Source organism: Vibrio sp. 1-1(7) (genome assembly GCF_013048485.1).
GTDB lineage: Bacteria > Pseudomonadota > Gammaproteobacteria > Enterobacterales > Vibrionaceae > Vibrio > Vibrio fujianensis.
The window spans coordinates 144,150-167,684 of sequence record NZ_VHSP01000004.1 but is presented as its reverse complement, the minus strand read 5'-3'; the positions used below and the strand labels follow the sequence as shown (position 1 = coordinate 167,684).

Annotated in this window: 25 protein-coding genes; 16 read left to right on the top strand and 9 right to left on the bottom strand. The window is 45.3% G+C overall.

Annotated features, from left to right (window positions below; all coding sequences use genetic code 11):
* Window positions 1-31 precede the first annotated feature (31 nt).
* The 6 genes from cytR (at window position 32) to rraA (ending at window position 5,481) form a co-directional block, all read left to right on the top strand.
* A complete protein-coding gene (gene cytR / locus FKN05_RS13600; RefSeq protein WP_272870161.1) occupies window positions 32-1,075 on the top strand; it encodes a DNA-binding transcriptional regulator CytR in 1,044 nt (347 codons plus the stop codon).
* A 123-nt stretch (window positions 1,076-1,198) separates the two neighbouring features.
* Entirely contained in the window at window positions 1,199-1,741 is a 543-nt protein-coding gene (locus FKN05_RS13595; RefSeq protein WP_161428385.1) for an SPOR domain-containing protein, read from the top strand.
* A 211-nt stretch (window positions 1,742-1,952) separates the two neighbouring features.
* Window positions 1,953-2,507, top strand: coding sequence for an ATP-dependent protease subunit HslV (gene hslV / locus FKN05_RS13590; protein ID WP_099610275.1), 555 nt, complete (start codon window positions 1,953-1,955; stop codon window positions 2,505-2,507).
* A 38-nt stretch (window positions 2,508-2,545) separates the two neighbouring features.
* Window positions 2,546-3,877: an ATP-dependent protease ATPase subunit HslU gene (gene hslU, locus FKN05_RS13585; RefSeq protein ID WP_170887752.1), complete on the top strand. Its 1,332-nt coding sequence runs from the start codon at window positions 2,546-2,548 to the stop codon at window positions 3,875-3,877.
* 89 nt (window positions 3,878-3,966) lie between these two features.
* Complete coding sequence (locus FKN05_RS13580; protein WP_099610277.1) at window positions 3,967-4,884, top strand: 1,4-dihydroxy-2-naphthoate polyprenyltransferase; 918 nt, start codon at window positions 3,967-3,969, stop codon at window positions 4,882-4,884.
* Between the two features lie 75 nt (window positions 4,885-4,959).
* Entirely contained in the window at window positions 4,960-5,481 is a 522-nt protein-coding gene (gene rraA, locus FKN05_RS13575) for a ribonuclease E activity regulator RraA (RefSeq protein WP_161428386.1), read from the top strand.
* Between the two features lie 73 nt (window positions 5,482-5,554).
* Here rraA and FKN05_RS13570 read toward each other — a convergent pair whose 3' ends face one another.
* A complete protein-coding gene (locus FKN05_RS13570) occupies window positions 5,555-6,892 on the bottom strand; it encodes an MATE family efflux transporter (protein ID WP_161428387.1) in 1,338 nt (445 codons plus the stop codon).
* 170 nt (window positions 6,893-7,062) lie between these two features.
* On the bottom strand, window positions 7,063-7,836 hold the full coding sequence (tpiA, locus tag FKN05_RS13565; RefSeq protein ID WP_099610525.1) for a triose-phosphate isomerase: 774 nt from the start codon (window positions 7,834-7,836) through the stop codon (window positions 7,063-7,065).
* 220 nt (window positions 7,837-8,056) lie between these two features.
* On the opposite strand from tpiA, the gene FKN05_RS13560 reads away from it, so the two are divergent.
* Window positions 8,057-8,407: a 5-carboxymethyl-2-hydroxymuconate Delta-isomerase gene (locus FKN05_RS13560; protein WP_099610524.1), complete on the top strand. Its 351-nt coding sequence runs from the start codon at window positions 8,057-8,059 to the stop codon at window positions 8,405-8,407.
* Between the two features lie 151 nt (window positions 8,408-8,558).
* Window positions 8,559-8,990 carry a DUF805 domain-containing protein gene (locus tag FKN05_RS13555; protein ID WP_099610523.1) on the top strand — a complete coding sequence of 144 codons (432 nt, stop codon included), beginning with the start codon at window positions 8,559-8,561 and terminating at the stop codon, window positions 8,988-8,990.
* On the opposite strand, the gene FKN05_RS13550 is transcribed toward FKN05_RS13555, so the two are convergent.
* The gene (locus FKN05_RS13550; RefSeq protein ID WP_099610522.1) at window positions 8,987-9,325 is read right to left on the bottom strand and encodes a DUF3135 domain-containing protein; all 339 of its coding nucleotides are present in this window, start codon (window positions 9,323-9,325) and stop codon (window positions 8,987-8,989) included. The genes FKN05_RS13555 and FKN05_RS13550 overlap by 4 nt on opposite strands.
* A gap of 129 nt (window positions 9,326-9,454) precedes the next feature.
* Window positions 9,455-10,072 carry a helix-turn-helix transcriptional regulator gene (locus FKN05_RS13545; protein WP_099610521.1) on the bottom strand — a complete coding sequence of 206 codons (618 nt, stop codon included), beginning with the start codon at window positions 10,070-10,072 and terminating at the stop codon, window positions 9,455-9,457.
* 259 nt (window positions 10,073-10,331) lie between these two features.
* On the opposite strand from FKN05_RS13545, the gene FKN05_RS13540 reads away from it, so the two are divergent.
* From FKN05_RS13540 to FKN05_RS13525, 4 genes are all read left to right on the top strand, one after another.
* Window positions 10,332-10,622 (top strand): co-chaperone GroES, encoded by a 291-nt coding sequence (locus tag FKN05_RS13540; RefSeq protein WP_170887751.1) that lies wholly within the window; start codon window positions 10,332-10,334, stop codon window positions 10,620-10,622.
* Between the two features lie 51 nt (window positions 10,623-10,673).
* Window positions 10,674-12,311: a chaperonin GroEL gene (gene groL, locus FKN05_RS13535; protein WP_161428389.1), complete on the top strand. Its 1,638-nt coding sequence runs from the start codon at window positions 10,674-10,676 to the stop codon at window positions 12,309-12,311.
* 1,120 nt (window positions 12,312-13,431) lie between these two features.
* The gene (gene ltrA / locus FKN05_RS13530) at window positions 13,432-15,105 is read left to right on the top strand and encodes a group II intron reverse transcriptase/maturase (protein ID WP_144163952.1); all 1,674 of its coding nucleotides are present in this window, start codon (window positions 13,432-13,434) and stop codon (window positions 15,103-15,105) included.
* Window positions 15,106-15,290: 185 nt separating this feature from the next.
* Window positions 15,291-15,512 carry a DUF2188 domain-containing protein gene (locus FKN05_RS13525; RefSeq protein ID WP_000517703.1) on the top strand — a complete coding sequence of 74 codons (222 nt, stop codon included), beginning with the start codon at window positions 15,291-15,293 and terminating at the stop codon, window positions 15,510-15,512.
* A 388-nt stretch (window positions 15,513-15,900) separates the two neighbouring features.
* On the opposite strand, the gene epmB is transcribed toward FKN05_RS13525, so the two are convergent.
* Entirely contained in the window at window positions 15,901-16,923 is a 1,023-nt protein-coding gene (gene epmB / locus FKN05_RS13520; protein WP_099610519.1) for an EF-P beta-lysylation protein EpmB, read from the bottom strand.
* Window positions 16,924-16,955: 32 nt separating this feature from the next.
* Here epmB and efp point away from each other — a divergent pair, with 32 nt between their 5' ends.
* On the top strand, window positions 16,956-17,522 hold the full coding sequence (gene efp, locus FKN05_RS13515) for an elongation factor P (RefSeq protein WP_099610518.1): 567 nt from the start codon (window positions 16,956-16,958) through the stop codon (window positions 17,520-17,522).
* 103 nt (window positions 17,523-17,625) lie between these two features.
* On the opposite strand, the gene frdD is transcribed toward efp, so the two are convergent.
* From frdD to frdA, 4 genes are read right to left on the bottom strand one after another with little or no spacing between them, the layout of a single operon-like run.
* Window positions 17,626-17,988, bottom strand: a complete 363-nt coding sequence (gene frdD / locus FKN05_RS13510) for a fumarate reductase subunit FrdD (RefSeq protein WP_099610517.1) — start codon at window positions 17,986-17,988, stop codon at window positions 17,626-17,628.
* A gap of 10 nt (window positions 17,989-17,998) precedes the next feature.
* A complete protein-coding gene (frdC, locus tag FKN05_RS13505; protein ID WP_099610516.1) occupies window positions 17,999-18,382 on the bottom strand; it encodes a fumarate reductase subunit FrdC in 384 nt (127 codons plus the stop codon).
* A gap of 2 nt (window positions 18,383-18,384) precedes the next feature.
* The gene (locus FKN05_RS13500) at window positions 18,385-19,143 is read right to left on the bottom strand and encodes a succinate dehydrogenase/fumarate reductase iron-sulfur subunit (protein ID WP_161428391.1); all 759 of its coding nucleotides are present in this window, start codon (window positions 19,141-19,143) and stop codon (window positions 18,385-18,387) included.
* Window positions 19,143-20,948, bottom strand: coding sequence for a fumarate reductase (quinol) flavoprotein subunit (frdA, locus tag FKN05_RS13495; protein WP_099610515.1), 1,806 nt, complete (start codon window positions 20,946-20,948; stop codon window positions 19,143-19,145). Before frdA ends, FKN05_RS13500 begins: the two co-directional genes overlap by 1 nt.
* Before the next feature lie 312 nt (window positions 20,949-21,260).
* Between frdA and epmA the strand changes: the two genes are divergently transcribed.
* The 3 genes from epmA to secB all read left to right on the top strand — a co-directional run bounded on the left by epmA (window position 21,261) and on the right by secB (window position 23,382).
* Complete coding sequence (epmA, locus tag FKN05_RS13490; RefSeq protein ID WP_161428392.1) at window positions 21,261-22,235, top strand: elongation factor P--(R)-beta-lysine ligase; 975 nt, start codon at window positions 21,261-21,263, stop codon at window positions 22,233-22,235.
* Between the two features lie 71 nt (window positions 22,236-22,306).
* Complete coding sequence (locus FKN05_RS13485; RefSeq protein ID WP_170887750.1) at window positions 22,307-22,741, top strand: rhodanese-like domain-containing protein; 435 nt, start codon at window positions 22,307-22,309, stop codon at window positions 22,739-22,741.
* A 170-nt stretch (window positions 22,742-22,911) separates the two neighbouring features.
* Complete coding sequence (secB, locus tag FKN05_RS13480) at window positions 22,912-23,382, top strand: protein-export chaperone SecB (RefSeq protein WP_099610512.1); 471 nt, start codon at window positions 22,912-22,914, stop codon at window positions 23,380-23,382.
* The last annotated feature ends 153 nt before the right edge of the window (window positions 23,383-23,535 follow it).

Sequence of the window (23,535 nt, the reverse complement as noted above, 5' to 3'; positions counted from 1 at the left end):
GGTTGGCTTGTGCTGGAACAACCGCGAAACGCTGGCCCCAAGATTAAGAGAAAGAGAGGATAAACTTAACATGGCGACAATGAAGGATGTTGCCCAGCTTGCAGGCGTATCTACCGCAACGGTATCTCGTGCGTTGATGAACCCTGAAAAGGTCTCCACTTCGACCCGCAAACGGGTGGAAGAGGCGGTGTTAGAAGCTGGCTATTCCCCCAATTCTTTAGCACGTAATCTACGACGTAATGAATCCAAAACCATTGTGGCGATTGTGCCGGATATTTGTGATCCCTACTACACCGAGATCATTCGCGGCATTGAAGATGCGGCGATGGAACACGGTTATCTGGTATTATTGGGCGATAGTGGCCAACAGCGAAAACGGGAAAGCTCTTTTGTCAATTTAGTTTTTACTAAACAAGCGGATGGTATGCTATTACTGGGAGCCGATTTGCCTTTTGATGTCAGTAAGTCAGAGCAAAAAAATCTGCCGCCTATGGTGATGGCGTGTGAATATGCACCTGAGCTTGAACTACCAACAGTCCATATTGATAACCTGACCTCTGCATTTGAAGCCGTTAACTATTTGACCCAAATGGGACATAAGCGAGTCGCTCAAATCAGCGGCCCTGAAGGTGCGGTGCTGTGCGAATTTCGCCAGCAAGGTTATCAGCAGGCTTTGCGTCGAGCCGGTTTGACGAAAAACCCAACCTATCATGTTGTAGGTGATTTTACCTTTGATTCTGGTGCTAGAGCCGTTCGTCAATTATTGGCTTTATCTGAGCCGCCGACCGCAATTTTTTGCCATAACGATGCAATGGCGATCGGTGCCATGCAAGAAGCCAAACGGCTCGGATTACGAGTTCCGCAAGATTTATCAGTGGTAGGGTTTGATGATATTCAATTCGCACAATATTGCGATCCACCGTTAACCACGATTTCTCAACCACGTTATGAAATTGGCCGCCAAGCGATGTTTATGATGTTAGAACTCTTACGTGGTCATGATGTACAGGCGGGCTCTCGACTGCTAGAGACGCACTTAGTGATTAGAGACAGCACTGCGCCACCGAGAACATGATAATGGCGGATGGTGGATTGGCTTGAGTCATATGACTGACTGGTTTACGGATACTTTGCTGCTGTTATCTGTCCTTAAACTGCATTAACATATGAGTCAAACTGTCAACTTTTGAATTTGTCTGTGGCGAATAAAGATTATGTAAGGCGTGGTCGTAGCCCCAAAAAGCCGACCAAAAAAACAGCACGTGGTCGTAAACCCTGGCGGAGCGGGTTATTGGCACTTATTTTACTGAGTGGCTTTATTTATGGTCTCTATCGGTTAAGCTTAGCACCCGAGTCACCGGCTCCCCAAAGTGCTGGTAGACAGCAAAGTCAATCGAGTAAAACTCAGACTCAAACTATACCGCCCCGGCCAACAGAAAAGTGGGATTATGTTGAGTCGTTACCGAATCGTGAGATTGAGGTGATCGCCAAAGAGCAAGTCATTTCCGAAATCCCTTACATCATGCAGTGTGGCGCTTATAAGACGCTGCAACAAGCAGAAACTCGAAAATTAGATATTGCCTTTCAGGGTTTGAGTAGCAAAATTCGTAAGAAAGAAAATAGTAGTTGGTATCGAGTCGTTTTGGGCCCTTATACCTTTAAACGTGACGCAGAGCGTGACCGACATAAATTACAGCGTGCTAAAATCGAGCCTTGTGCCATTTGGAAAGATGCGCAATAAAGTGACGAATGAGAGGGCAGGCCTTAACGTTATGCCTTCTCGCCTTTGGTGCTGATCATGCCATTCAGCAAATACTCACCACCATCTGTGAATGAAAAACCGTTAAACCTATTTTATCATCACGAGATGCAAGGGCTTTCCCTTGAAATATTTTCTCTCTATCCTCATATAGTCTCTAACATCCTAGTGAAAAGCATAAAGAGGTCCTCACGTGACTACCATCGTATCTGTACGTCGTAATAACAAAGTGGTGATTGCCGGAGATGGGCAAGTCTCACTGGGCAATACCGTCATGAAAGGCAATGCGCGTAAAGTCCGCCGGTTATATAACAATAAGGTTCTTGCAGGATTCGCTGGTGGCACTGCGGATGCTTTTACTTTATTTGAACGTTTTGAAAGTAAATTACAAATGCACCAAGGGCACTTAACTAAAGCCGCGGTTGAGCTTGCAAAAGATTGGCGCAGCGATCGTGCTTTACGCCGTTTAGAAGCGATTTTAGCCGTTGCGGATGAAACAGCATCGTTAATTATTACCGGCAATGGTGATGTGCTTCAGCCGGAACACGATTTGATTGCGATCGGTTCTGGCGGTAATTTCGCCCAGGCGGCTGCGATTGCTTTATTAGAAAATACCGAGCTGGACGCAAGAGATATCGCCGAAAAAGCACTCAGTATTGCCGGTGATATTTGTGTGTTTACTAACCATCAGCACACCATTGAAGAGCTGGAAATCCCTCAAGCGTTGATCGCTCAGGAAAACCAATAACTCGGTGCCTACCGAAAGCGAATGTTAAGGAATCGATCATGTCAGAAATGACTCCTCGTGAAATTGTTCACGAATTAAACCGTCATATTATCGGTCAAGATAAAGCTAAACGTGCGGTAGCCATTGCTCTGCGTAACCGCTGGCGTCGTATGCAGCTTGATGAAAGCTTACGTGTTGAAGTGACACCAAAAAATATTTTAATGATAGGGCCAACAGGGGTCGGAAAAACCGAGATTGCCCGTCGTTTGGCGAAATTAGCCAACGCCCCTTTTATTAAAGTAGAAGCGACCAAATTCACTGAAGTGGGCTATGTGGGTAAGGAAGTTGAAACCATTATTCGTGATTTAACTGATGTTGCGGTTAAGCTGACTCACCAACAAGCGATGGAAAAAGTGAAATTTCGCGCAGAAGAGTTGGCAGAAGAGCGAGTTTTAGATGCCTTATTACCACCCGCTCGTGATGCGTGGGGGCAGTCAGAGCAGAATGATGAGTCTTCTTCGACACGGCAAGTTTTTCGCAAAAAGTTGCGGGAAGGTAAGCTTGATGACAAAGAGATTGAAATCAACGTAGCGGTGCCGCAAATGGGAGTTGAGATCATGGCTCCTCCCGGAATGGAAGAAATGACCAATCAGTTGCAGGGGTTATTCCAGAATTTAGCGGGAGATACTAAGAAAAAACGCAAACTGAAAATCAAAGATGCGTTAAAAGCATTAGTGGAAGAAGAAGCAGCCAAATTGGTCAATCAAGAAGAGTTGAAAGATCAAGCCATCTATAACGTAGAAAATAATGGTATCGTCTTTATTGATGAAATCGATAAAATCTGTAAACGTGGTGAAAGCTCAGGCCCTGATGTCTCTCGTGAAGGAGTGCAGCGTGATCTGCTACCTTTAATTGAAGGCAGTACGGTTTCCACCAAACACGGCATGGTTAAAACCGATCACATTTTATTTATTGCCTCGGGAGCCTTCCAAGTGGCGAAACCCTCCGATCTGATCCCTGAATTGCAAGGGCGCTTACCGATCCGGGTTGAGCTAGAAGCATTATCAAGCGATGATTTCAAACGTATTTTAACAGAACCCAAAGCGTCATTGACCGAGCAATATATTGCCTTGATGAAAACGGAAAATGTACAGATTACGTTTACCGAAGATGGTATAAAGCAAATCGCGGAAGCGGCTTGGCAAGTGAACGAAACCACCGAGAATATCGGAGCGCGCCGTTTACATACCGTCATGGAGCGCTTAATGGATGACATTTCTTATGATGCGACAGAACAGTCAGGCAGTGAGTATACCATTGATGGTGATTATGTCCGTAGTCGCCTAAGCGAATTCGTCGAAGACGAAGATTTAAGCCGCTTTATCTTGTAATATCTGCGCCCACCTTGATCTGGTGGGCTTTTTTCTCCCCCCCATTTATGCGTATACTGAGCGCCCATGTTCAGTCATATTTTATCGCTATGAATAACTCTTTACGTATTTGGGTTGATGCAGCAAGACCAAAAACACTGCCTCTTGCGCTGGTTTCCATTTTTACTGGTTCCGCCTTGGCTTTTTCGTCAGGATCTTTTTCTGTGCCTGTTACTTTGTTGGCGTTATTAACGGCGACCTTACTGCAAATTCTTTCCAATTTAGCTAATGACTACGGCGATGCGATGAAAGGAACCGATAACGAAAAACGGCTGGGCCCAATGCGAGCCATTCAATCCGGAGCCGTCTCACTGGTGGATATGAAGCAAGCCATGGTGATTAATATTGTATTGACGATTGCGGCCGGCTTAGCGTTAGTCTTTTATTCGTTGGAGAGTTTGCACAGTATTCTTGCTTTTATCGGCTTAGGTATTTTAGCCATGCTGGCCGCGGTGGCTTATACCGTGGGAAATAAACCGTATGGTTATGTCGGGCTTGGCGATCTCTCTGTTTTTCTGTTCTTTGGTTTACTGGGCGTTTCTGGCAGTTATTTTCTGCAAACAGGTCACATTGAATGGGGGCTTTTCTTACCGTCATTAGGCTGTGGATTAATGGCCGTTGCTGTACTTAATATCAATAATATGCGGGATATTGAAAACGATGCAGAGTGTGGTAAACGGACTATCGCTGTTCGTTTGGGACAGCAACGTGCTAAAACGTACCATTTTTTACTGTTGCTGGGCGCAGTGCTCTCTTTTGCTAGTTATTTAGTTATGCAAGATAAGCCGTTGTGGATTAGTTTGCCATTTTTATTGAGTGCTATTTTTGTCTTGCAACATGGTCGTGCTGTTTGTGCTACCGATAAACCTGCCCAAATCGCTCCTATGCTTCCTGTGGTGGTGAAATGTTCGCTGATCACTAATCTTTTATTCGTCGGCGTCGTCATTGCTCAAACTCTCACCAGTTAATTTGCGCTCTGTCATTGCATTGGCTTACTGACACTATATACTCGTGGGATAACCGTTTGTTGAGAGAGTAAAGCTATGGAATACAACACCTCTGCGCTATGTGATATCTATCTCGAGCAAGTTGATGTGGTAGAACCCATGTTTAGCAATTTTGGAGGCTGCGCATCCTTCGCTGGACAAGTAACGACGATCAAATGTTTTGAGGACAACGGCTTAATCCGTGAAGTATTGGAACAAGATGGAGCGGGACGTATTCTATTGATCGACGGTGGCGGTTCTTTACGCCGAGCGTTAATTGATGCGGAGTTGGCGGCCATAGCGGAAGAAAACGAATGGGAAGGGATGGTCGTTTACGGCAGTGTGCGTGAAGTCGATGAATTAGAAGAGATGAGCATTGGTATTCAGGCATTAGCTTCTATTCCTGTTGGTGCCAGCTCACAAGGCATGGGTGAAGTCGATGTCGCGGTCAACTTTGCTGGAGTGACTTTCCTACCGGAAGATTACTTGTATGCTGATAATACGGGCATCATCCTTTCTCCTGAGCCTCTTAATGTCGATTTAGACGTTGACATCGAGGAAGAGCTAGCAGAGCTTTAATCCTCTCATTGAGATGTTCTGTCGAGTTTGCTGAAGGTAAAAGCCGATGCGTTGCGCATTGGCTTTTTGTTTTTTAACTGATCAGGTATCGACGTTTTAGCCACAACGCATAAATGTATCCCAATACACCACCACAAATATTACCCAGAGCAATACCGATAAATAATCCTTCGACACCATACCAATATGAGCCAAGCCAAGCGGATGGTAAAGTAAAGGCAAAAAGCCGCATAAAACTCCATTGGAATGCTTTGATGGGCAAGTGCAAAGCATTCAGTGCTGAGACTAGCATCATGACAATACCTTGAAACCCATAGCTGATCGGCACGACCAGTAAATAGTGCCAAAGCAAGTCACGCACCGTTTGTTCTTGTGAAAACATCGCGGCCAAAGGAATACTCAGTGGCACCATCATAATAAAGATCATCAATTGAAATAAGATGGAAAAACGCATCCCGAGAAATAAGCCAGCAAAGCTGCGTTTAGGCTGTTTGGCCCCTAAATTCTGCGCCATAAACGGTGTAAGCGCTGATGTAAGAGACATAAGCACTAAAAGTAAGATCGACTCAATGCGCTGTGCAGCACCAAAAGCCGCCACCGCTGCGGTTCCATGTTGAGACAAGATGACCATTAATAGTGCACCGCTTATCGGGGTCATCGCACTGGAGAAAGCGGCAGGCGTTGCAATGCGTAAAATGTGTCGCCAATCTTGGTAAATGAGAGAGAGCTTGGGAAATATCAGTAGTTTTTCCCGTTTGATTAATAAGTAGAGTGAGCAGACTAGAGCGCCAAACCAGGAGCATGCGCTAGCAATCGCTGCACCTTGGATGCCTAACCCTGGGATGGGGCCATAGCCAAAAATCAGTACAGGATCTAATCCGCCATTGATGATCCCTGCTAATAACATGATTTTTGCTGGCGTTTTCGTATCCCCCGTTGCTCGGATAGCACTACTTCCCGCCATAGGAATCACCAACAATGGGATCGAACAATACCAAATGCGCATATATTGTTGGATAAGAGGAATCAGATCGGCGTTTGCACCGAGTAATGGGAACAGTTTATCCATGGTTGTGAGGCCCAATATGGCTGCCAAAACCATTAAACTAACGGCCAGTAATAGCCCATGACTACTTAATCGAGCGGCTTGCTGCGTTCTCCCTTCTCCCAAACAGCGTCCGATACAGGTTGATAAACCAACCCCGATGCCCATAGTGATGCAATTCAAACCAAATGTGACCGGGAAAGTATAGCTGATGGCTGCCAGCGATTGAGTGCCAAGCAGCGAGATAAAAAATGTATCCACCAGATTAAACATCAGCACAGCGACCATACCGACCGTCATAGGAAGCGTCATTTGACGTAATACTTGAGGGATAGGCGCTGATAGTAAGCCGTGTTTATCATGCATAGCGGACAACAAGGTAAAGGATGAAGAAGTTAAGGATACTTGATCTTGTGCAGAGGGACTAGGGGTGAGCTACTTTTCACTTTGGGTTGGTAAGAGGCTGCTTTAAGTTTGAAATAAGAGAAAAAATAAAGACCAGCAAGGCTGGCCTTTATCGCATAATCGAGGGAAAATTATGCGTTTTTCATTTTTGCTGCCGCTTTAGCAATAGCAGCGAAGCTTTTCGCATCAAGAGACGCACCACCAACCAATGCACCATCGATATCTGGTTGTGAGAAATAGGCTTCAGCATTTTCAGGTTTCACGCTACCGCCATACTGGATGATCACTTGTTCTGCGACAGCGGCATCTTTATCCGCAATAAGAGCACGGATAGAGGCATGAATGCGTTGTGCATCATCAGCCGTTGCCGCTTTACCTGTACCGATAGCCCAGATTGGTTCATAAGCGATGATCGCGCCATTAAATGCTGCAACACCACAGGCGTCGATCACAGCATTGATTTGACGAGCACATACAGCTTCGGTTTCACCGGCTTCGTTTTGTGCCTCAGTTTCACCGATACAAAAAACAGGAGTTAAGCCATTTTCTTTGAGGAAAGCGAATTTTTTCGCAACAAATTCATCGGATTCCTTGTGGTAATCACGACGCTCAGAGTGGCCGATGATGATGTGAGAAGCACCAAAATCTTTTAGCATTGCTGGTGACATATCACCGGTAAAGGCACCGCTGTTGTGTAGGTCAGTGTTTTGTGCACCAAGAATCATCTTGTGACCGCCTTCTTTAATGAGGCGCTCAGCTAGGTCTAGGTAGAGTGCTGGTGGTGCAACCGCAACATCAACGCCAGTGACACCTTCCAATTCAGTATTAAGACCAGTTAGCAGCTCAGTAACCATAGCTTTGCTACCGTTAAGTTTCCAGTTACCCATCACTACAGGACGACGCATAGGAATATCTCCAATTTCAATTGATAAAAAAAATCGACTGGCAAAGAATATAACAGATAAAACTACGTAGATCATGATTATGGTCATGACTTTCTGGAATCCGAGGCTCTGTATGTCGGATACTAAGCAGTGACGTGTTAGACAGAATCGGTAGCCAAGGCTCTAACTTTATGCTTGATTTCGGTATAGTGAAGTAAGATAAGTAAACAAGGAATCAGTGATGCCGAATCTCGTATTGGAGTATTCCAACTCGGTCGAAGAACGAGTGAATATTCAAGGTTTATTAGAAGATTTACACCAAGTTGCCCTGCAAAGTGGCTTGTTTGAAGCCTCGTCAGTTAAATCTCGTACGCTACGTTGCCATCATTGGTTGATTGGTGAACAAGGAAACAGTGTTGATTTTATTCATCTAAACCTTGAGTTGCTGGATGGACGAACGGAAATGCAAAAAACAATTCTCGCGCAACAGCTGATCAGTGTTCTTTCGGAGCAGGCTGGTCAAGTCTATTCTTTAACCGTCAACCTGCGTGACATGGATCGTGCGTATTTTCAAAAAATAACCCATGACTAAGGCTAGGGTCTGTTTATCTTTCGCGGTTAAATTTTGTTCGAGATAAAAGTGTTTTAATCGCGGCGAGAGGTTTGTAGCCTAGTTATTCTAGGCAAAAAGTAACATCGAGCGAGTTAATGTCTTGTCACATCTGCGGTAGGTAACATAAATTATGCCATTACAATCATTACTTTTTTCTTTTCAGGGGCGAATTAGCCGCCAAACGTTTTGGGTTTGGAATGGTTGTTACTATCTATTTATCGCCGTCTTTATTGTTATCGCAAATCGCTTTTTTCCAAACTGGGCGGCCTCCCTATTACCCGTTGTGATGCTGATTATTTTGCTACCAGATCTCGCAATCACGGCAAAACGTTGGCATGACAGAGATAAATCCAGTTGGTGGCTATTACTCAACCTTCCTCTCATCTTAGGGAGAATGAGCGTACCTGTGGGGGAGGCAAGTCTGGCAACCTCACCGAGTTGGTTTGATAGCTTTCTTGCTTTTGCCGCGCTGGGCTGTGGCAGTTGGATCTTAGTTGAGTGTGGTTTTTTGATGGGCACGCAAGGTGATAACCGATTTGGGCGCGATCCGTTATCGCGCTAACGCCACTGCGTTGGACGAGGACGAAAGGGGATAATATCTGCCGGGGTACTATTGTCTACTTCACCTTCTAACACATCCCGAAATCGAACCATTTGTAACCTGAGTTCTCGCATTAAAATGACATTGGCATGGGTTGGATTTTTGCATTGGCTGAGCACACGATCAATGTGGCTTTGTTGGGCTCGTAACCTCTCTTGCATTGCTGATGATGAAGCCTCTATCAACGCATTGCATAAGTTTTGTTTCAATTGGACAAAGGCTTGAGAATCTTGTTGGGCGAGCAATACCAGTTCATCAAATGAAGGAAGTGCGGGTGAGGTGTCTGGAGGAGTCATCGGCGTTTCCTCGTTTGAGTCATGGTTTAGACATGATACGAGTATAGGTGAGATCACTCGAACGAACAAAAAAGCATCACATTTGTCTTGATATTGAGAAAGGGAGCCGCACGGGAGCGGCATTAGCTATTAATGAGGCGTGATACGATAAGCGCAGCGATGCTGACCAGCAATGATGTGCTCATGTCGTTCGATGGTACAGTCGTTGCCTAATAAGTGTTGAAAAATGTTTAATTCTGACTGACACAAAGCAGGGCAGCGCTTCGCTGCTTTACAAATAGGACAATGATTTTCAAGCAGTAAGAAGCCTGAATCTGTGTGCTCAAGTTCAGCCATGTAGCCTTCCTGCTCTCGTAAAGCAACCAAGGTGGCCAATTTACTCGCTAATGAATCACAGTTTTCTAACGCTGACTGATAATAAGCCAGTGTTTGAGCCTCTCGCTCGGCCGTTACTTTGGCTAACCCTGCTCGGCCAAATAGATGTTCGACAGCCTCAATGACTTGAATCGTTAATTCACCATGACGATCGGCAAATTGGTGATGACCTTTTTGCGTCAGTGCCCAGTGACGAGTTGGACGTCCTACTTTTACTTTTACATCATAGAAATCGAGAATCCCGTCTTGCTCTAAGCTTTGTAGATGTTGACGAGCGCCCATGGTTGTTATTCCCAGATCATTAGCGAGTTGTTTGGCTGTTACTGCCCCTTCACGTTTGATGGTGTGTAATATTCGCTCGATGGTCTTCATGGTTTTCCTCTTAATCTAGGGCCAACAGACCCTAGCAACTATTATGGATAAACCGTTTAATAAAGCAAAGAATTTACAATCTTATGGCCAAACGAAACCATCGCCTCTCAGTGAACTTCTCAATAAATTTGTTATCAAGATCACGTTTTTTTTGTGTTTCCCCCTTGGGTTATGTGTTTGGCTCCCCCACATATCACTCACAAGCTGTTTAATCAGCGTTTTATTAACCAAACGAAAATCTATTCAGGAGAGAGGACCGATGAATATTCGTCCATTACATGATCGAGTTATCGTTGAACGCCAAGAAGTTGAATCAAAATCTGCTGGTGGCATCGTTCTCACTGGTTCTGCGGCTGAGAAATCCACTCGTGGTACCGTACTTGCTGTTGGCAAAGGCCGTATTCTTGAAAACGGCACTGTATCACCTTTGGATGTAAAAATTGGTGATACGGTAATTTTTGCTGAAGGTTACGGTACTAAGACTGAAAAAATTGACGGCAAGGAAGTACTAATCTTGTCTGAGAACGATATTTTGGCAATCGTTGAGTAATTGCTCACAGCAAACTAACCGATAAAAAATGAATTCTAGAGGAAATGCAAAATGGCTGCTAAAGACGTAAAATTTGGTAATGACGCTCGAGTAAAAATGCTGGAAGGGGTTAACGTTCTAGCGGATGCAGTAAAAGTGACATTGGGGCCTAAAGGTCGCAACGTGGTATTAGATAAATCTTTTGGTGCACCAGTGATCACCAAAGATGGTGTTTCTGTGGCTCGTGAAATTGAACTGGAAGATAAATTCCAGAACATGGGCGCACAAATGGTTAAAGAAGTCGCTTCACAAGCGAACGATGCTGCCGGTGACGGAACCACAACAGCAACGGTTTTAGCTCAATCTATTGTTAATGAAGGCCTAAAAGCAGTAGCGGCGGGCATGAATCCAATGGATCTAAAACGCGGTATTGATAAAGCTGTTGTAGCTGCAGTGGAAGAGTTAAAAACACTCTCTGTACCTTGTGCAGACACCAAAGCGATTGCTCAAGTGGGGACTATCTCTGCTAACTCTGATTCAAGTGTGGGTAACATCATTGCTGAAGCAATGGAAAAAGTAGGTCGTGATGGTGTTATTACGGTTGAAGAAGGTCAAGCATTACAAGATGAGTTAGACGTGGTTGAAGGTATGCAATTTGACCGTGGCTATCTATCACCTTACTTCATTAACAATCAAGAAGCAGGAAGTGTGGATTTAGAAAACCCATTCATCCTATTGGTTGATAAAAAAGTTTCCAACATCCGTGAACTACTACCAGTACTTGAAGGTGTAGCGAAAGCTTCTCGTCCACTACTGATCGTTGCTGAAGACGTTGAAGGCGAAGCTTTAGCGACATTAGTTGTCAATAATATGCGTGGTATCGTAAAAGTTGCTGCGGTGAAAGCCCCAGGCTTTGGTGATCGTCGTAAAGCAATGCTACAGGATATCGCTATCTTAACTGGTGGTACGGTAATTTCTGAAGAGATCGGTCTAGAGCTAGAAAAAGCCGCTCTAGAAGATCTAGGCCAAGCAAAACGCGTGACGATTACCAAAGAAAATACCACCATTATCGATGGTGCTGGCGAAGAAGAGGCGATCAAAGGTCGTGTGGCTCAGATTCGTCAACAAATCGAAGAAGCAACTTCAGACTATGATAAAGAAAAACTGCAAGAACGTGTTGCTAAACTGGCTGGCGGCGTTGCGGTTATCAAGGTCGGTGCAGCAACTGAAGTTGAAATGAAAGAGAAAAAAGATCGCGTAGAAGATGCACTGCACGCGACTCGTGCTGCTGTTGAAGAAGGCGTTGTTGCCGGTGGTGGCGTTGCCTTAATTCGTGCAGCGGCTAAAGTTGCTGGCCTTGAAGGTGACAACGAAGATCAAACCGTGGGTATCCGCTTGGCACTACGTGCAATGGAGGCGCCAATTCGTCAAATTGCCAAAAACGCCGGTGATGAAGACTCAGTGGTGGCTAACAATGTGAGAGCGGGTGACGGTAACTATGGCTATAACGCTGCAACGGGCGAATATGGCGATATGATCGACATGGGTATTTTAGATCCTACGAAAGTAACTCGTAGCGCGCTACAATTTGCAGCATCAATTGCAGGTTTGATGATCACAACAGAAGCGATGGTCACTGACCTACCAAAGAAAGATGCCCCAGCGATGCCTGACATGGGCGGAATGGGTGGCATGGGCGGCATGATGTAGTGCGACGAGAGTCGCGTAGGTAGCTAGCCGAGCGGGCTACGTCCATAGTAATCACTAACTTCATGTTGTGGTTACTATCCCACCCGCCGAAATAGCAAACAAATAAAACCCGATATTCGGGCTTAACCCAAGCCCGAATATCGGTCCTCGTAAGAGGTCCGATTTTAGGCATGGGCGAAAGTCTATGTCCCTCGCTTTAGGCGAATGATATACGTTGAAGCAGCGCTATCAGTGTCTGTGAAGTAACGGGAATATTCGTGTCTTATTTAAGCTTGAGCCACCTGCACGGTGCGAAGCTGTTTTCATTATTGTCTTAGTCAATCTCTTACTCGGACGGGTAGGTTATTGGATAGTAAGACCTGTTGTTCAGCCAATAGTAGCCTAGGGATAGTGCATCTGCGGTAACGCGGTGTGCGGAGCTTCCTGATAATGTACCCCCACGCAAGTGGTTAATCCTTGCTGCGAAGTGAAGGTTAAGACAATCGCCAATAGCAGGCGGTTTAGGGGCTAGGCTGGGTTATATGGTTAACGTAAGTGAACTACTGATAAACACCGTCAGCCGCGACGAGCGTAACGCTATTGTCGTGTCGATTAATTATCCCTTTGGGAGGATTAGTCGTCACTAACGCTCTGACCAAAAGGTATATGGCCGGTTATCTCTTTTACATCTGGGGATACGCTGACTCATGCGCCATCGGTGGATAGGTAGAACCTAAGTAACTCGTGTAATGAAAACGGAACTCGGAAACCCCGTATCTTTGCCCCAATAGGGCAGGCAACTCGTAAGAGGCGCTGTTGAGGATGCGGGCACAGGAGAGCAGAAAAAGCGAAAGCCAGCTTGTAATGAGCTGGATAGAAAGCCAACGTGCTTTCACCGGAAACGGGGCCCACGTCTGCTTGGTCTTTAATTGCGTGAAAATCAGTAAAGCCGTCAAGTTTACGGTAGTTGAAACTGTCAGAGTCCAATTGTGGGCGTTACCTTTCCTATTTGAGGATCTAGGGTACTGTCAGCAACAAGTTCAAGCCTCATAGGGTAAATCTCTGCCCTATGGGGCACAGATGCGCCTTGTGTTGCTTGTTTAACTTATCGTTAATGGAGGAAAGCAAGGTGCATACTTCAATGCAAATTGACGTATCTGCATCCTCCCACCAGACACAGCAGTGGCACAGCATCGACTGGTCACTAATGTATCGTACGGTGAGAGGGCTACAGGTACGGATCGCAAAGGCAACGAAAAAGTCTGACTGGCGACAGGTCAAAAGACTGCAACGCATGTTAACTCGTTCGTTTGCTGCCAAGGTGATAGCCATTCGGCGGGTCACTGAAAACAGAGGGAAAAACACACCGGGTGTTGATGGAGAAATCTGGAACACTCCTGCCTTGAAATGGGGAGCTATAGACCAACTGATGCGTAAAGGCTATAAGCCAAGTCCGCTGAGGCGAGTCTATATTCCTAAAGCTAATGGCAAGCGTAGGCCGCTGGGAATACCAACCATGCGTGATAGAGCAATGCAGGCACTATACCTGTTAGCTCTTGAACCCATATCGGAAACCACGGCGGATCGAAACAGCTATGGCTTTCGCCCGAATCGCTGTTGTGCTGATGCTATCGAACAATGTTTCGTGAACCTCAGTCGCAAGGCCAGTGCCCGTTGGGTACTGGAGGGTGATATCAAAGGGTGTTTTGACTTTATCAGCCATGACTGGCTTATCGCCAATATTCCTATGGATAAGGCGATACTTAAGAAATGGCTGAAAGCCGGATTCATGGAATCTGGGAAGTTTAACTCGACGGAGGCGGGTACACCGCAAGGTGGGATTATCTCACCTGTACTCGCCAATATGGCCTTAGACGGACTGGAAACGGTGCTCGAATCCCACTTCGGGAAGAAGAACACAAAAGCCAGTTACAAAACTAAGGTCAACTATGTGCGTTATGCAGATGACTTCATCGTCACTGGGATATCGAAAGAGCTACTAGAAGATAAGGTCTTACCAATAGTTGAAGCTTTTATGGCAGAACGTGGGTTGCAATTGTCAGCAGAAAAAACGCTGATCACGCATATAGACGACGGGTTCGATTTTCTCGGGCAAAATTTGCGTAAATACGACGGCAAGATGTTGATTAAGCCGTCAAAGAAAAACGTGAAGAATTTTCTGCGCGGTATACGAGATTATCTCAACAGCCATAAAACGGTGCCAGCTTCAGCGGTGATAGCGAAGTTGAACCCGATGCTCAGAGGATGGTGCAACTACCACCGCTGGGTATGTGCGAGTGAGACATTCAAGTATATCGATTATCGTATCTGGAAAATGTTATGGCAGTGGTGTCGCCGAATCCATTTGAATCGCCGTAAACGCTGGATTAAAGAAAAATACTTTAAAACAGTGGGTGATAGAAACTGGGTATTCAGTGCACCGAAACCGAAAGGGGAAGATGGTCACTATCGCTTGTTGAGTGCAGCGAAAGTGAAAGTCGATAAACATGTGAAAATTCGGGCAACAGCGAACTGTTACCTACCGGAGGACGAACAATACTTTGAGCGTCTGAAGATGCAAAGATTGAAGAAATCTTTGTCGGGTAACTGGAAGCTATGGAAAATTGTCGAGAGACAAGACTACAAATGTGCAGTTTGCCACCAGCAGTTCGGCTCAGAGGATGAATGGGATATTCACCATATCGTCAGAAGAGTGGATGGAGGCACAGACATTAGCTCGAATTTGATGATGTTGCATATTAACTGTCATCGGCAGATCCACAACAACAAAGGAGTTAGTCGTTATGAACAATGAGCTTTATCTATGGGTATGGCTATTAGGTTTAATAACAACCATAGCCTGTGTTGGAGTGGTCTTCTGGTTATCAGGTCGTTTTAAGTAATGTCTTTAACTAGAAATAATACAACATGTTGGGTTGAAAATTATCGTTTTTGCCCTTATATAGTATTTGTCCAAATCCTATACTAAGGAGGTGATCAATGGGTAAGAACCAACACGTTGTAAAGCGCCCCGACGGGTGGGCTGTGCGCGGAGAGAATAACTCACGCGACACTTCACACCATCGCACTCAAGAGGAAGCTAGACAGGCCGCTCGCGAGATAGCGAAGAATCAGCAAAGTGAAGTTGTAATTCACAGACCTAATGGTCAAATAAGAGATAAAGACTCTTATGGTAACGACCCATTCCCGCCTAAGGGGTAGTGTTGTCGGCCCACACGCAAGTGTGGGTTTATAAAGGCTTGAGCCGTATGCGGGGAAACTCGCACGTACGGTTCTTAGGGGGCGGTGGCGCAGTAATGCGTCGCTGCTACCCGACATGCTAGCCTAATGCGCTAATTAATAAAAACCGGAGTGTAACCTCCGGTTTTTTTATATACATTTGCATTTATATTAATACGATAAGTGTAAGCTGTTCTTTATCTCATCATCAGGGCGTCGCTGTTGGTGACTGTATTAGCGCAAGCTTTGTTAGGTCTTTTCAAGCTTATTTAACCGATAGCGTACTCTTGTTACCCAAGTCATTCCGTCGTTAATGGCTCAATAAGGCCAATAAACGTTTTTAACAAAACGATAGGTCAATAAAAACGGGTTACTCTAAGTGTAAATCCAACGGTGTTTTACTGGGTCGTCCACCAATTTCACGGGTCAATTTCGGTACCAGATAGCCGGAAACTCGTTCAATTAAGCCTGCCATAATAAGTCTTGCTTCATCATCACTAACAAAAAAGTGCGCTGCGCCTTGCACCTTATCCAGCACATGCAAGTAGTAAGGTAAAATGTCAGCATCAAAGAGAGCTTCGCTTAAGGCTACCTGAGCGTCAACCGAATCATTTACCCCTTTGAGCAGCACACTTTGATTGAGTAAGGTGACATTGACGGCGCGTAAGCGCGCCATCTGTTGTTGCAGTTCGAGATTGATTTCATTGGCGTGGTTGATGTGTGTCACCAGAAGAACTTGCAAGCGGGTTTTTGCGCATAAGTCGACTAACTCATCGGTAATACGAGCTGGGATCACGACGGGTAAGCGAGAGTGAATTCTTAGGCGTTTAATGTGTGGAATAGCGGCAATCTGTTCGATGAGCCAGCTCAGTTCATGATCTTTTGCCATTAAAGGATCACCCCCAGAAAGGATCACTTCATTTAATGGCGGTTGCTGCGCAATATAATCGATACTGCGCTGCCATGTCTGCTTATTGCCTTTGTTATCTTGGTAAGGGAAATGACGCCGAAAACAGTAGCGGCAGTTAATGGCACATCCGCCTTTGACGATCAATAAGCAACGGTTGTGGTATTTATGCAGTAGACCAGGAATGGCATTGTTTTGCTCAGCTAAAGGGTCTGTTGAGTAGCCTGGATACAGCTCAAACTCTTCACTGAGCGGTAAGACTTGGCGCAGAAGGGGATCGTTGGGATTTCCTTTCTCCATCCGATGAACAAAACTAAGCGGCACTCGCTGCGCAAACATTTCACGCGCTTTGAAGCCGGCTTGCCAAGGTGTTGGGTCAATATCAAGCTGGGTCAGTAGTTGACTCGGATCGGATATCCCATTTGCTAGCTGTTGTAGCCAGTTTTGCTCAACAGATTGGACTTTTCGGGTTATTATGTGCGGCATTGAATTTAACTCGAAGAATGTAAGAGGAAATAATGGCTACTGTTAGCACGAATGAATTTAAAGGCGGTCTCAAAATTATGCTTGATAACGAGCCTTGTGTCATTCTCGAAAACGAGTTTGTTAAACCAGGTAAAGGTCAAGCATTCAACCGAGTACGAATCCGTAAATTGCTTTCTGGTAAAGTGCTCGAAAAAACCTTTAAGTCAGGTGATAGCGTAGAAGTTGCTGATGTTATCGATATCGACCTTGACTATCTATACAACGATGGTGAATTCTATCACTTTATGAACAACGAAACCTTTGAGCAAATTGCAGCAGACCTCAAAGCGGTTGGTGATAATGCCAAGTGGCTGGTTGAAAATACCACCTGTACATTGACCTTGTGGAATGGTAACCCAATTTCGGTAACACCGCCAAACTTCGTTGAATTAGAAGTCACTGAAACGGATCCCGGCTTGAAAGGCGATACACAAGGAACTGGGGGCAAACCGGCGACGTTATCAACGGGTGCTGTCGTGCGTGTGCCTCTCTTTATTGCAATTGGTGAAGTGATCAAAGTGGACACTCGTAGCAGTGAATATGTTAGCCGCGTAAAATAATTGAATGAGTGCCTAACCCTATAGGGGCTTGATAGTTCAATAGCAGAATTAAAAAGAGCCAGCGTATGCTGGCTCTTTTGCTTTCTATCCATTCAAGAGTGTTTTAAATCAGGAAGATAAACACGACTGATAGGATCGAGATCAATGCAGCAAAAGCATAACATATAATTTTACCTGCCAGCCCAGTATGGAATTTCAGGTCGTGCATACCATGGTGCACACGATGCATCGCATGCCACATTGGTAATGCGAGAGTTGCAATGATAAACAACGCGCCAATAATACTGGTGGCAAATTCAGCGACTCGCTTATAGCTCATGGTTTCGGCATCAATAATGCCTAACGGTACAAGAATGCCCAGCACCAGAATAGTGACTGGCGTAATCATGGCAAACCAAGTGCCGCCGGCCCCAAATAGGCTCCACCATACCGGTTCATCTGAACGTTTTGGATTGGTATTAATCACAATAAGCTCCTTACACCACAATGAGAACGATCAGTGAAATAATGGCCACTGCCGCCCACTGAGTCAAAACGATGATTCTTTTATCCAGCAATTTTCCTTTGATACGAATCGGTACCACTTGTGGCATCATGCTGAAGAAGGTTTGGGCGTGGAATAAACTACCCGCGAGAGCCACAATATTAATGGCCACAACTAATGGATTAGCCATAAAGGCAAGCCAACTATTCCAAGCTTCTGGTCCTTTGACTAGAGCGCCCAAGCCTACGGTTAAAAATAACGTGAATAAAATGAGCGGAAGTACTGTTGCTTCACGCACCATATAGAAACGGTAGAAGGGGTGATCTTTCCACCAAGTACGTTTCATTTCACGGACATACGGTTTACGATTAGTCATCCTTATGCCTCCACTTTCTTTGGTGAACCGTCAGGTTTCAACATGGCAATGACAAAGTCCATTGACGATTCTACTTTGCCTTGGTTAACCGCTGATGCCGGATCAACGTGTTTTGGACACACTTCAGAGCAATAACCGACAAAGGTACAACCCCAAGCGCCATTTTCTCCGTTGATCAGTTTCATACGTTCAGCTTTACCGTTATCACGGCTATCAAGGTTATAACGGTGCGCTAGAGTTAAGGCGGCAGGGCCAATAAACTCAGGGTTTAAGCCAAATTGAGGGCATGCGGCATAGCACAAACCACAGTTAATGCAGGCGGCAAATTGTTTATAGCGAGCCATCTGTTCTGGGGTTTGTAGGTTTGTTCCGTCTTCGGGTTTACGATCATTACCAATGATATAAGGTTTGATTGCCTCGAGACGCTCGATAAACGGTGTCATATCAACAATCAAATCTTTTTCGATCGGGAAGTTCGCCAACGGCTCAATTTTCACGCCATCTGGATAGTCGCGCAAGAAGCTCTTACACGCCAGTTTTGGCACACCGTTTACCATCATACCGCACGAGCCACAGATCGCCATTCGGCATGACCAACGGTAAGAAAGATCTTTATCCAAATGATCCTTCACGTAGCCCAGAGCATCGAGTACCGACATGGTGTCATCAAAGGGCACTTCAAACATTTGAAGATGCGGCTCGGCATCTTTTGCTGGGTCGTAGCGTAGAATTTCTACTTTCTGAATTCGATTCGCTGACATTATTTTTGCTCCTCTGCGCTTTGCTTCGCCTCTGCTGCGGCAGCTTGCTCTGCTGCTTCGCCGTACAAGCGCGCTTTAGGCTGAGATTTAGTAATCGTAACTGGGCTGTAATCGATCCTTGGTGCTTGATCTTCTTGATAGAATGCCAATGAGTGTTTCAGGAAGTTTACATCATCACGCTCAGTACACCCTTCATCAAGACGCTGGTGAGCCCCACGAGACTCTTTACGTAATAATGCTGAATGAGCCATAGCTTCCGCCACTTCTAGGCCATAGCCGACTTCGATCGCATAGAGTAGGTCAGTATTGAAGACTTTGCCTTTATCTTTAATGCTGATGCGCTTATAGCGTTCTTTTAACTCAGTCAGTTTAGCAATGGTGGTTTCCATTAAGTCTTGTTGACGGTAGATCCCACAACCCGCTTCCATGGTGTGACCCATTTCAGTGCGGATGGTGGCCCAATTTTCGTCACCTTCTTGGTTCATCAGAGCCTGAAGGCGAGCTTCTACCGCTTTGACTTGTTCTGCGATGGCTTGGTCATTCCAGCCTTTGAACGCTTCAGCACGTTGTACTGCGTGCTCACCGGCGACACGACCAAAAACGACAAATTCAGCCAATGAATTGGAGCCTAAACGGTTAGCACCGTGCAAGCCCACTGACGCACATTCACCGACCGCAAAGAGGCCTTGGATGCGAGTTTCACATTGACCATTGGTTTCGATTCCGCCCATGGTGTAGTGCACGGTTGGGCGAATTGGGATCGGCTCTTTGGCAGGGTCAACGTTCACATAAGCTTTTGCTAGCTCACAGATAAACGGTAAACGCTCTTGCAGGTATTCTTCGCCAAGATGACGCAGGTCAAGGTGTACCACATCACCTAATGGGTGTTTAATGGTGTTGCCTTTCTGTTGTTCGTGCCAGAAAGCTTGAGACACTTTGTCACGAGGACCCAGCTCCATGTATTTATTTTTAGGCTGTCCAACCGGTGTTTCCGGTCCCATGCCATAATCTTGCAGGTAACGGTAACCGTTTTTATTAACGATAATCCCACCTTCTCCACGACAACCTTCGGTCATCAAGATGCCAGTACCGGGTAGACCCGTTGGATGATACTGAACAAATTCCATATCACGTAGTGGTACACCATGGCGATAGGCCATTGCCATACCGTCACCCGTAACGATACCGCCGTTGGTGTTACAGTGATAAACACGACCCGCACCTCCGGTGGCGAGGACAACCGATTTGGCCTTAATCGTAACCAACTCGCCTTCCGCCATGTGGATAGCGATCAGGCCTTGGACTTCACCCTCGACGACCAACAAATCAACCACAAAATATTCGTCAAAGCGGTTGATTTGTGGGTACTTCATTGAAGTTTGGAATAGGGTATGTAGCATATGGAAACCCGTTTTATCGGCAGCAAACCAAGTCCGTTCGACTTTCATGCCACCAAAACGGCGTACGTTGACTTCCCCGTTGTCTTTACGACTCCAAGGGCAACCCCATTGCTCCATTTGGATCATTTCGCGTGTTGAATTCGCAACGAAATATTCTACGACATCCTGTTCACACAACCAGTCACCACCACCAACGGTATCGTTGAAGTGATTATCTAAGCTGTCTTCTTCCTTGATAACTGCTGCGGAGCCACCTTCGGCAGCGACCGTATGAGAACGCATTGGATAAACTTTGGAAATAAGCGCGACTTCCAAGTTTGGGTTTGCTTCAGCCGCTGCAATAGCAGTACGAAGACCAGCGCCACCAGCGCCGATGACTGCGATATCTGTGGTAATCGTTTGCACAGTTATCCTCCAGTGTAGTGATTATTATGGGGATCAGTTGTTGTCCCTGATTATGATTTGCAGCGTGATTCAATTCGAAGAGGGTCTTCTGTTGGCTCTCGCTACTTGTACCAAAGTGGTAGTGGCTAGTTTAGAAGAGTGAGGAAAAGAAAAAATTGATTTTGTTAGGCTTTTACTCCGGTAGTGCAAGAGCAAGCATACTTATTATCCTTTGTGTGATGCTAATCACGAAAAAAATGGGCGGGTAGGTTGGTTGGGTTTTTCTTTTTAAGCGAGTAAAATGCCTTTTCTTTGAGATGTGTAGCCAGTTTTATGAACCAGTCATCATGGATGCCTAGCGCATCAATTCACCAACTTCAGCAACGTGCTCGCTTATTGCAGCGTATCCGCCAATTTTTTGCCGAGCGAGAGGTGTTTGAGGTTGAAACTCCAGCAATTAGCCACGCAACGGTAACCGATGTTCATTTACAAACGTTTCAAACGGAGTTTGTTGGTCCAGGTTATGCGAAAGGGAAAAAACTCTACTTAATGACCAGCCCTGAATTTCATATGAAGCGGTTGCTAGCGGCCGGTAGTGGGTCGATTTATCAATTAGGGAAGGCTTTTCGCAATGAAGAGCATGGTCGATACCATAACCCTGAATTTACTATGTTGGAGTGGTATCGAGTGGGCTTTGATCACCATGACTTAATGGCGGAGGTTGATGCGCTGTTACAAGCTATTCTTGCTACGCCTTCTGCGGAAATAATGACTTATCAACAGGTTTTTCAACGTATCTTAGGCATTTGTCCTTTGGAAAGTAGCATGACCAAACTTAAGCAAGCTGCTCAAGTTCTCGGACTAAGTGATATTGCTCAGCCAGAGCAAGATAGAGATACCTTATTGCAATTGTTGTTTAGTCTTGGTATTGAACCGCACATTGGTCAGCAGAAGCCGATTTTTGTGTACGATTTTCCGGCATCACAGGCAGCGCTAGCTAAAGTTAATCCACGCGACCCTCGTGTAGCGGATCGCTTCGAAGTTTATTTTAAGGGGCTTGAATTAGCCAATGGCTTCCATGAGCTAGATAATCCACAAGAGCAACGCATCCGTTTTGAACAGGATAATGCCAAACGTCGGATAATGGGGTTAGCTGAGCAACCGATTGATGAGCACTTTATTGCGGCATTAGCCGCGGGGTTACCGGCGTGTGCTGGGGTTGCTTTGGGGGTTGATCGTCTTATTATGCTTGCTTTAGCAGAAGATCATATCGATAAGGTCACGGCTTTTGCGTTTCCTCGAGCTTAGCACTCGCGTCAGGCGGGTAACCTCGTTATACTTCATCACTATTTTGAACCACCATTGCAAGAGCACACAATATGCAAGAGTACATACAATTTTTCCAACAAAATATGATCTTATCTCTCGCTTGGGTAGGCGTTTTGGTTGCATTAATTCTTAATATTTATAAGTCTTCAACAGCAGCTTTTAAAGAAATTAGCCCGTCTCAACTGACTCATTTGATGAACCGTGAGAACGGTATTGTGATTGATATTCGCACTAAAGATGAGTTTAAACAGGGTCATATCACGGATGCTGTTCATATTTTACCGTCCGACATCAAAGCGGGAAATCTCGCAGGGATTGAAAAGCATAAAGCTGACCCCATTATTGTGGTATGTAAAACTGGTCATGCGGCTCGTGACGTTGCTCTTGCTCTCGTTAAAGCAGGGTTTGAGAACGTTAGCTTACTAAAAAATGGTTTAGTCGCATGGAGCGATGCTAAGTTACCTCTTGTCCGTGGCAAGAAATAGTTCTTGCCGCCAGTTCTGGTTAGGTGATCAATAAATCGGCACCTATTTGACTCGAGTTGTGATGTTTGCCACGTATTCGGTTTTTCATCTAGTGATTTGCTTCACACTCGTTTAGTCTCCTCAGGACATTAATTTTTATATCCGAATTGATCAGTATTAAGGATGAAATCATGGCTGAAGCCGCACAACAACAAGCACCACAGCAAAATTTTGCGATTCAACGCATTTTCCTAAAAGATGTTTCTTTTGAAGCACCAAATTCACCAACCATGTTCCAAAAAGAGTGGAACCCTGATGTAAAATTGGATCTTGACACTCAAAGCCGTGAACTTGGCGAAGGCGTTTATGAAGTGGTTTTACGCTTGACGGTTACTGTGAAAAATGCAGAAGAAACTGCGTTTCTATGCGAAGTGCAACAGGGCGGTATTTTCACTGCAGAACAGATGGAAGCCGGTCAATTAGCCCATTGCCTTGGCGCATTTTGTCCTAACATTTTGTTCCCTTATGCTCGTGAAACCATTTCTAGCCTAGTAGTAAAAGGAACTTTCCCGCAGCTTAACTTGGCTCCAGTTAATTTTGACGCGCTATTTATGAACTACCTACAGCAACAAGCTGCAAGTGAGACGCCAAGCGAGGCGTAATCCACTACGATTTCTTGTCTAATGTAAGGTAAAATAGAATGCACAGAGCAGCTCATTGAGCGATGCGATGTGCATTTTTTATTTTTTCTAGAATCAAATGACGATTCCCCTTTACCCTTATCGATATGCGCAGTAACCCGATATCGGTAATCA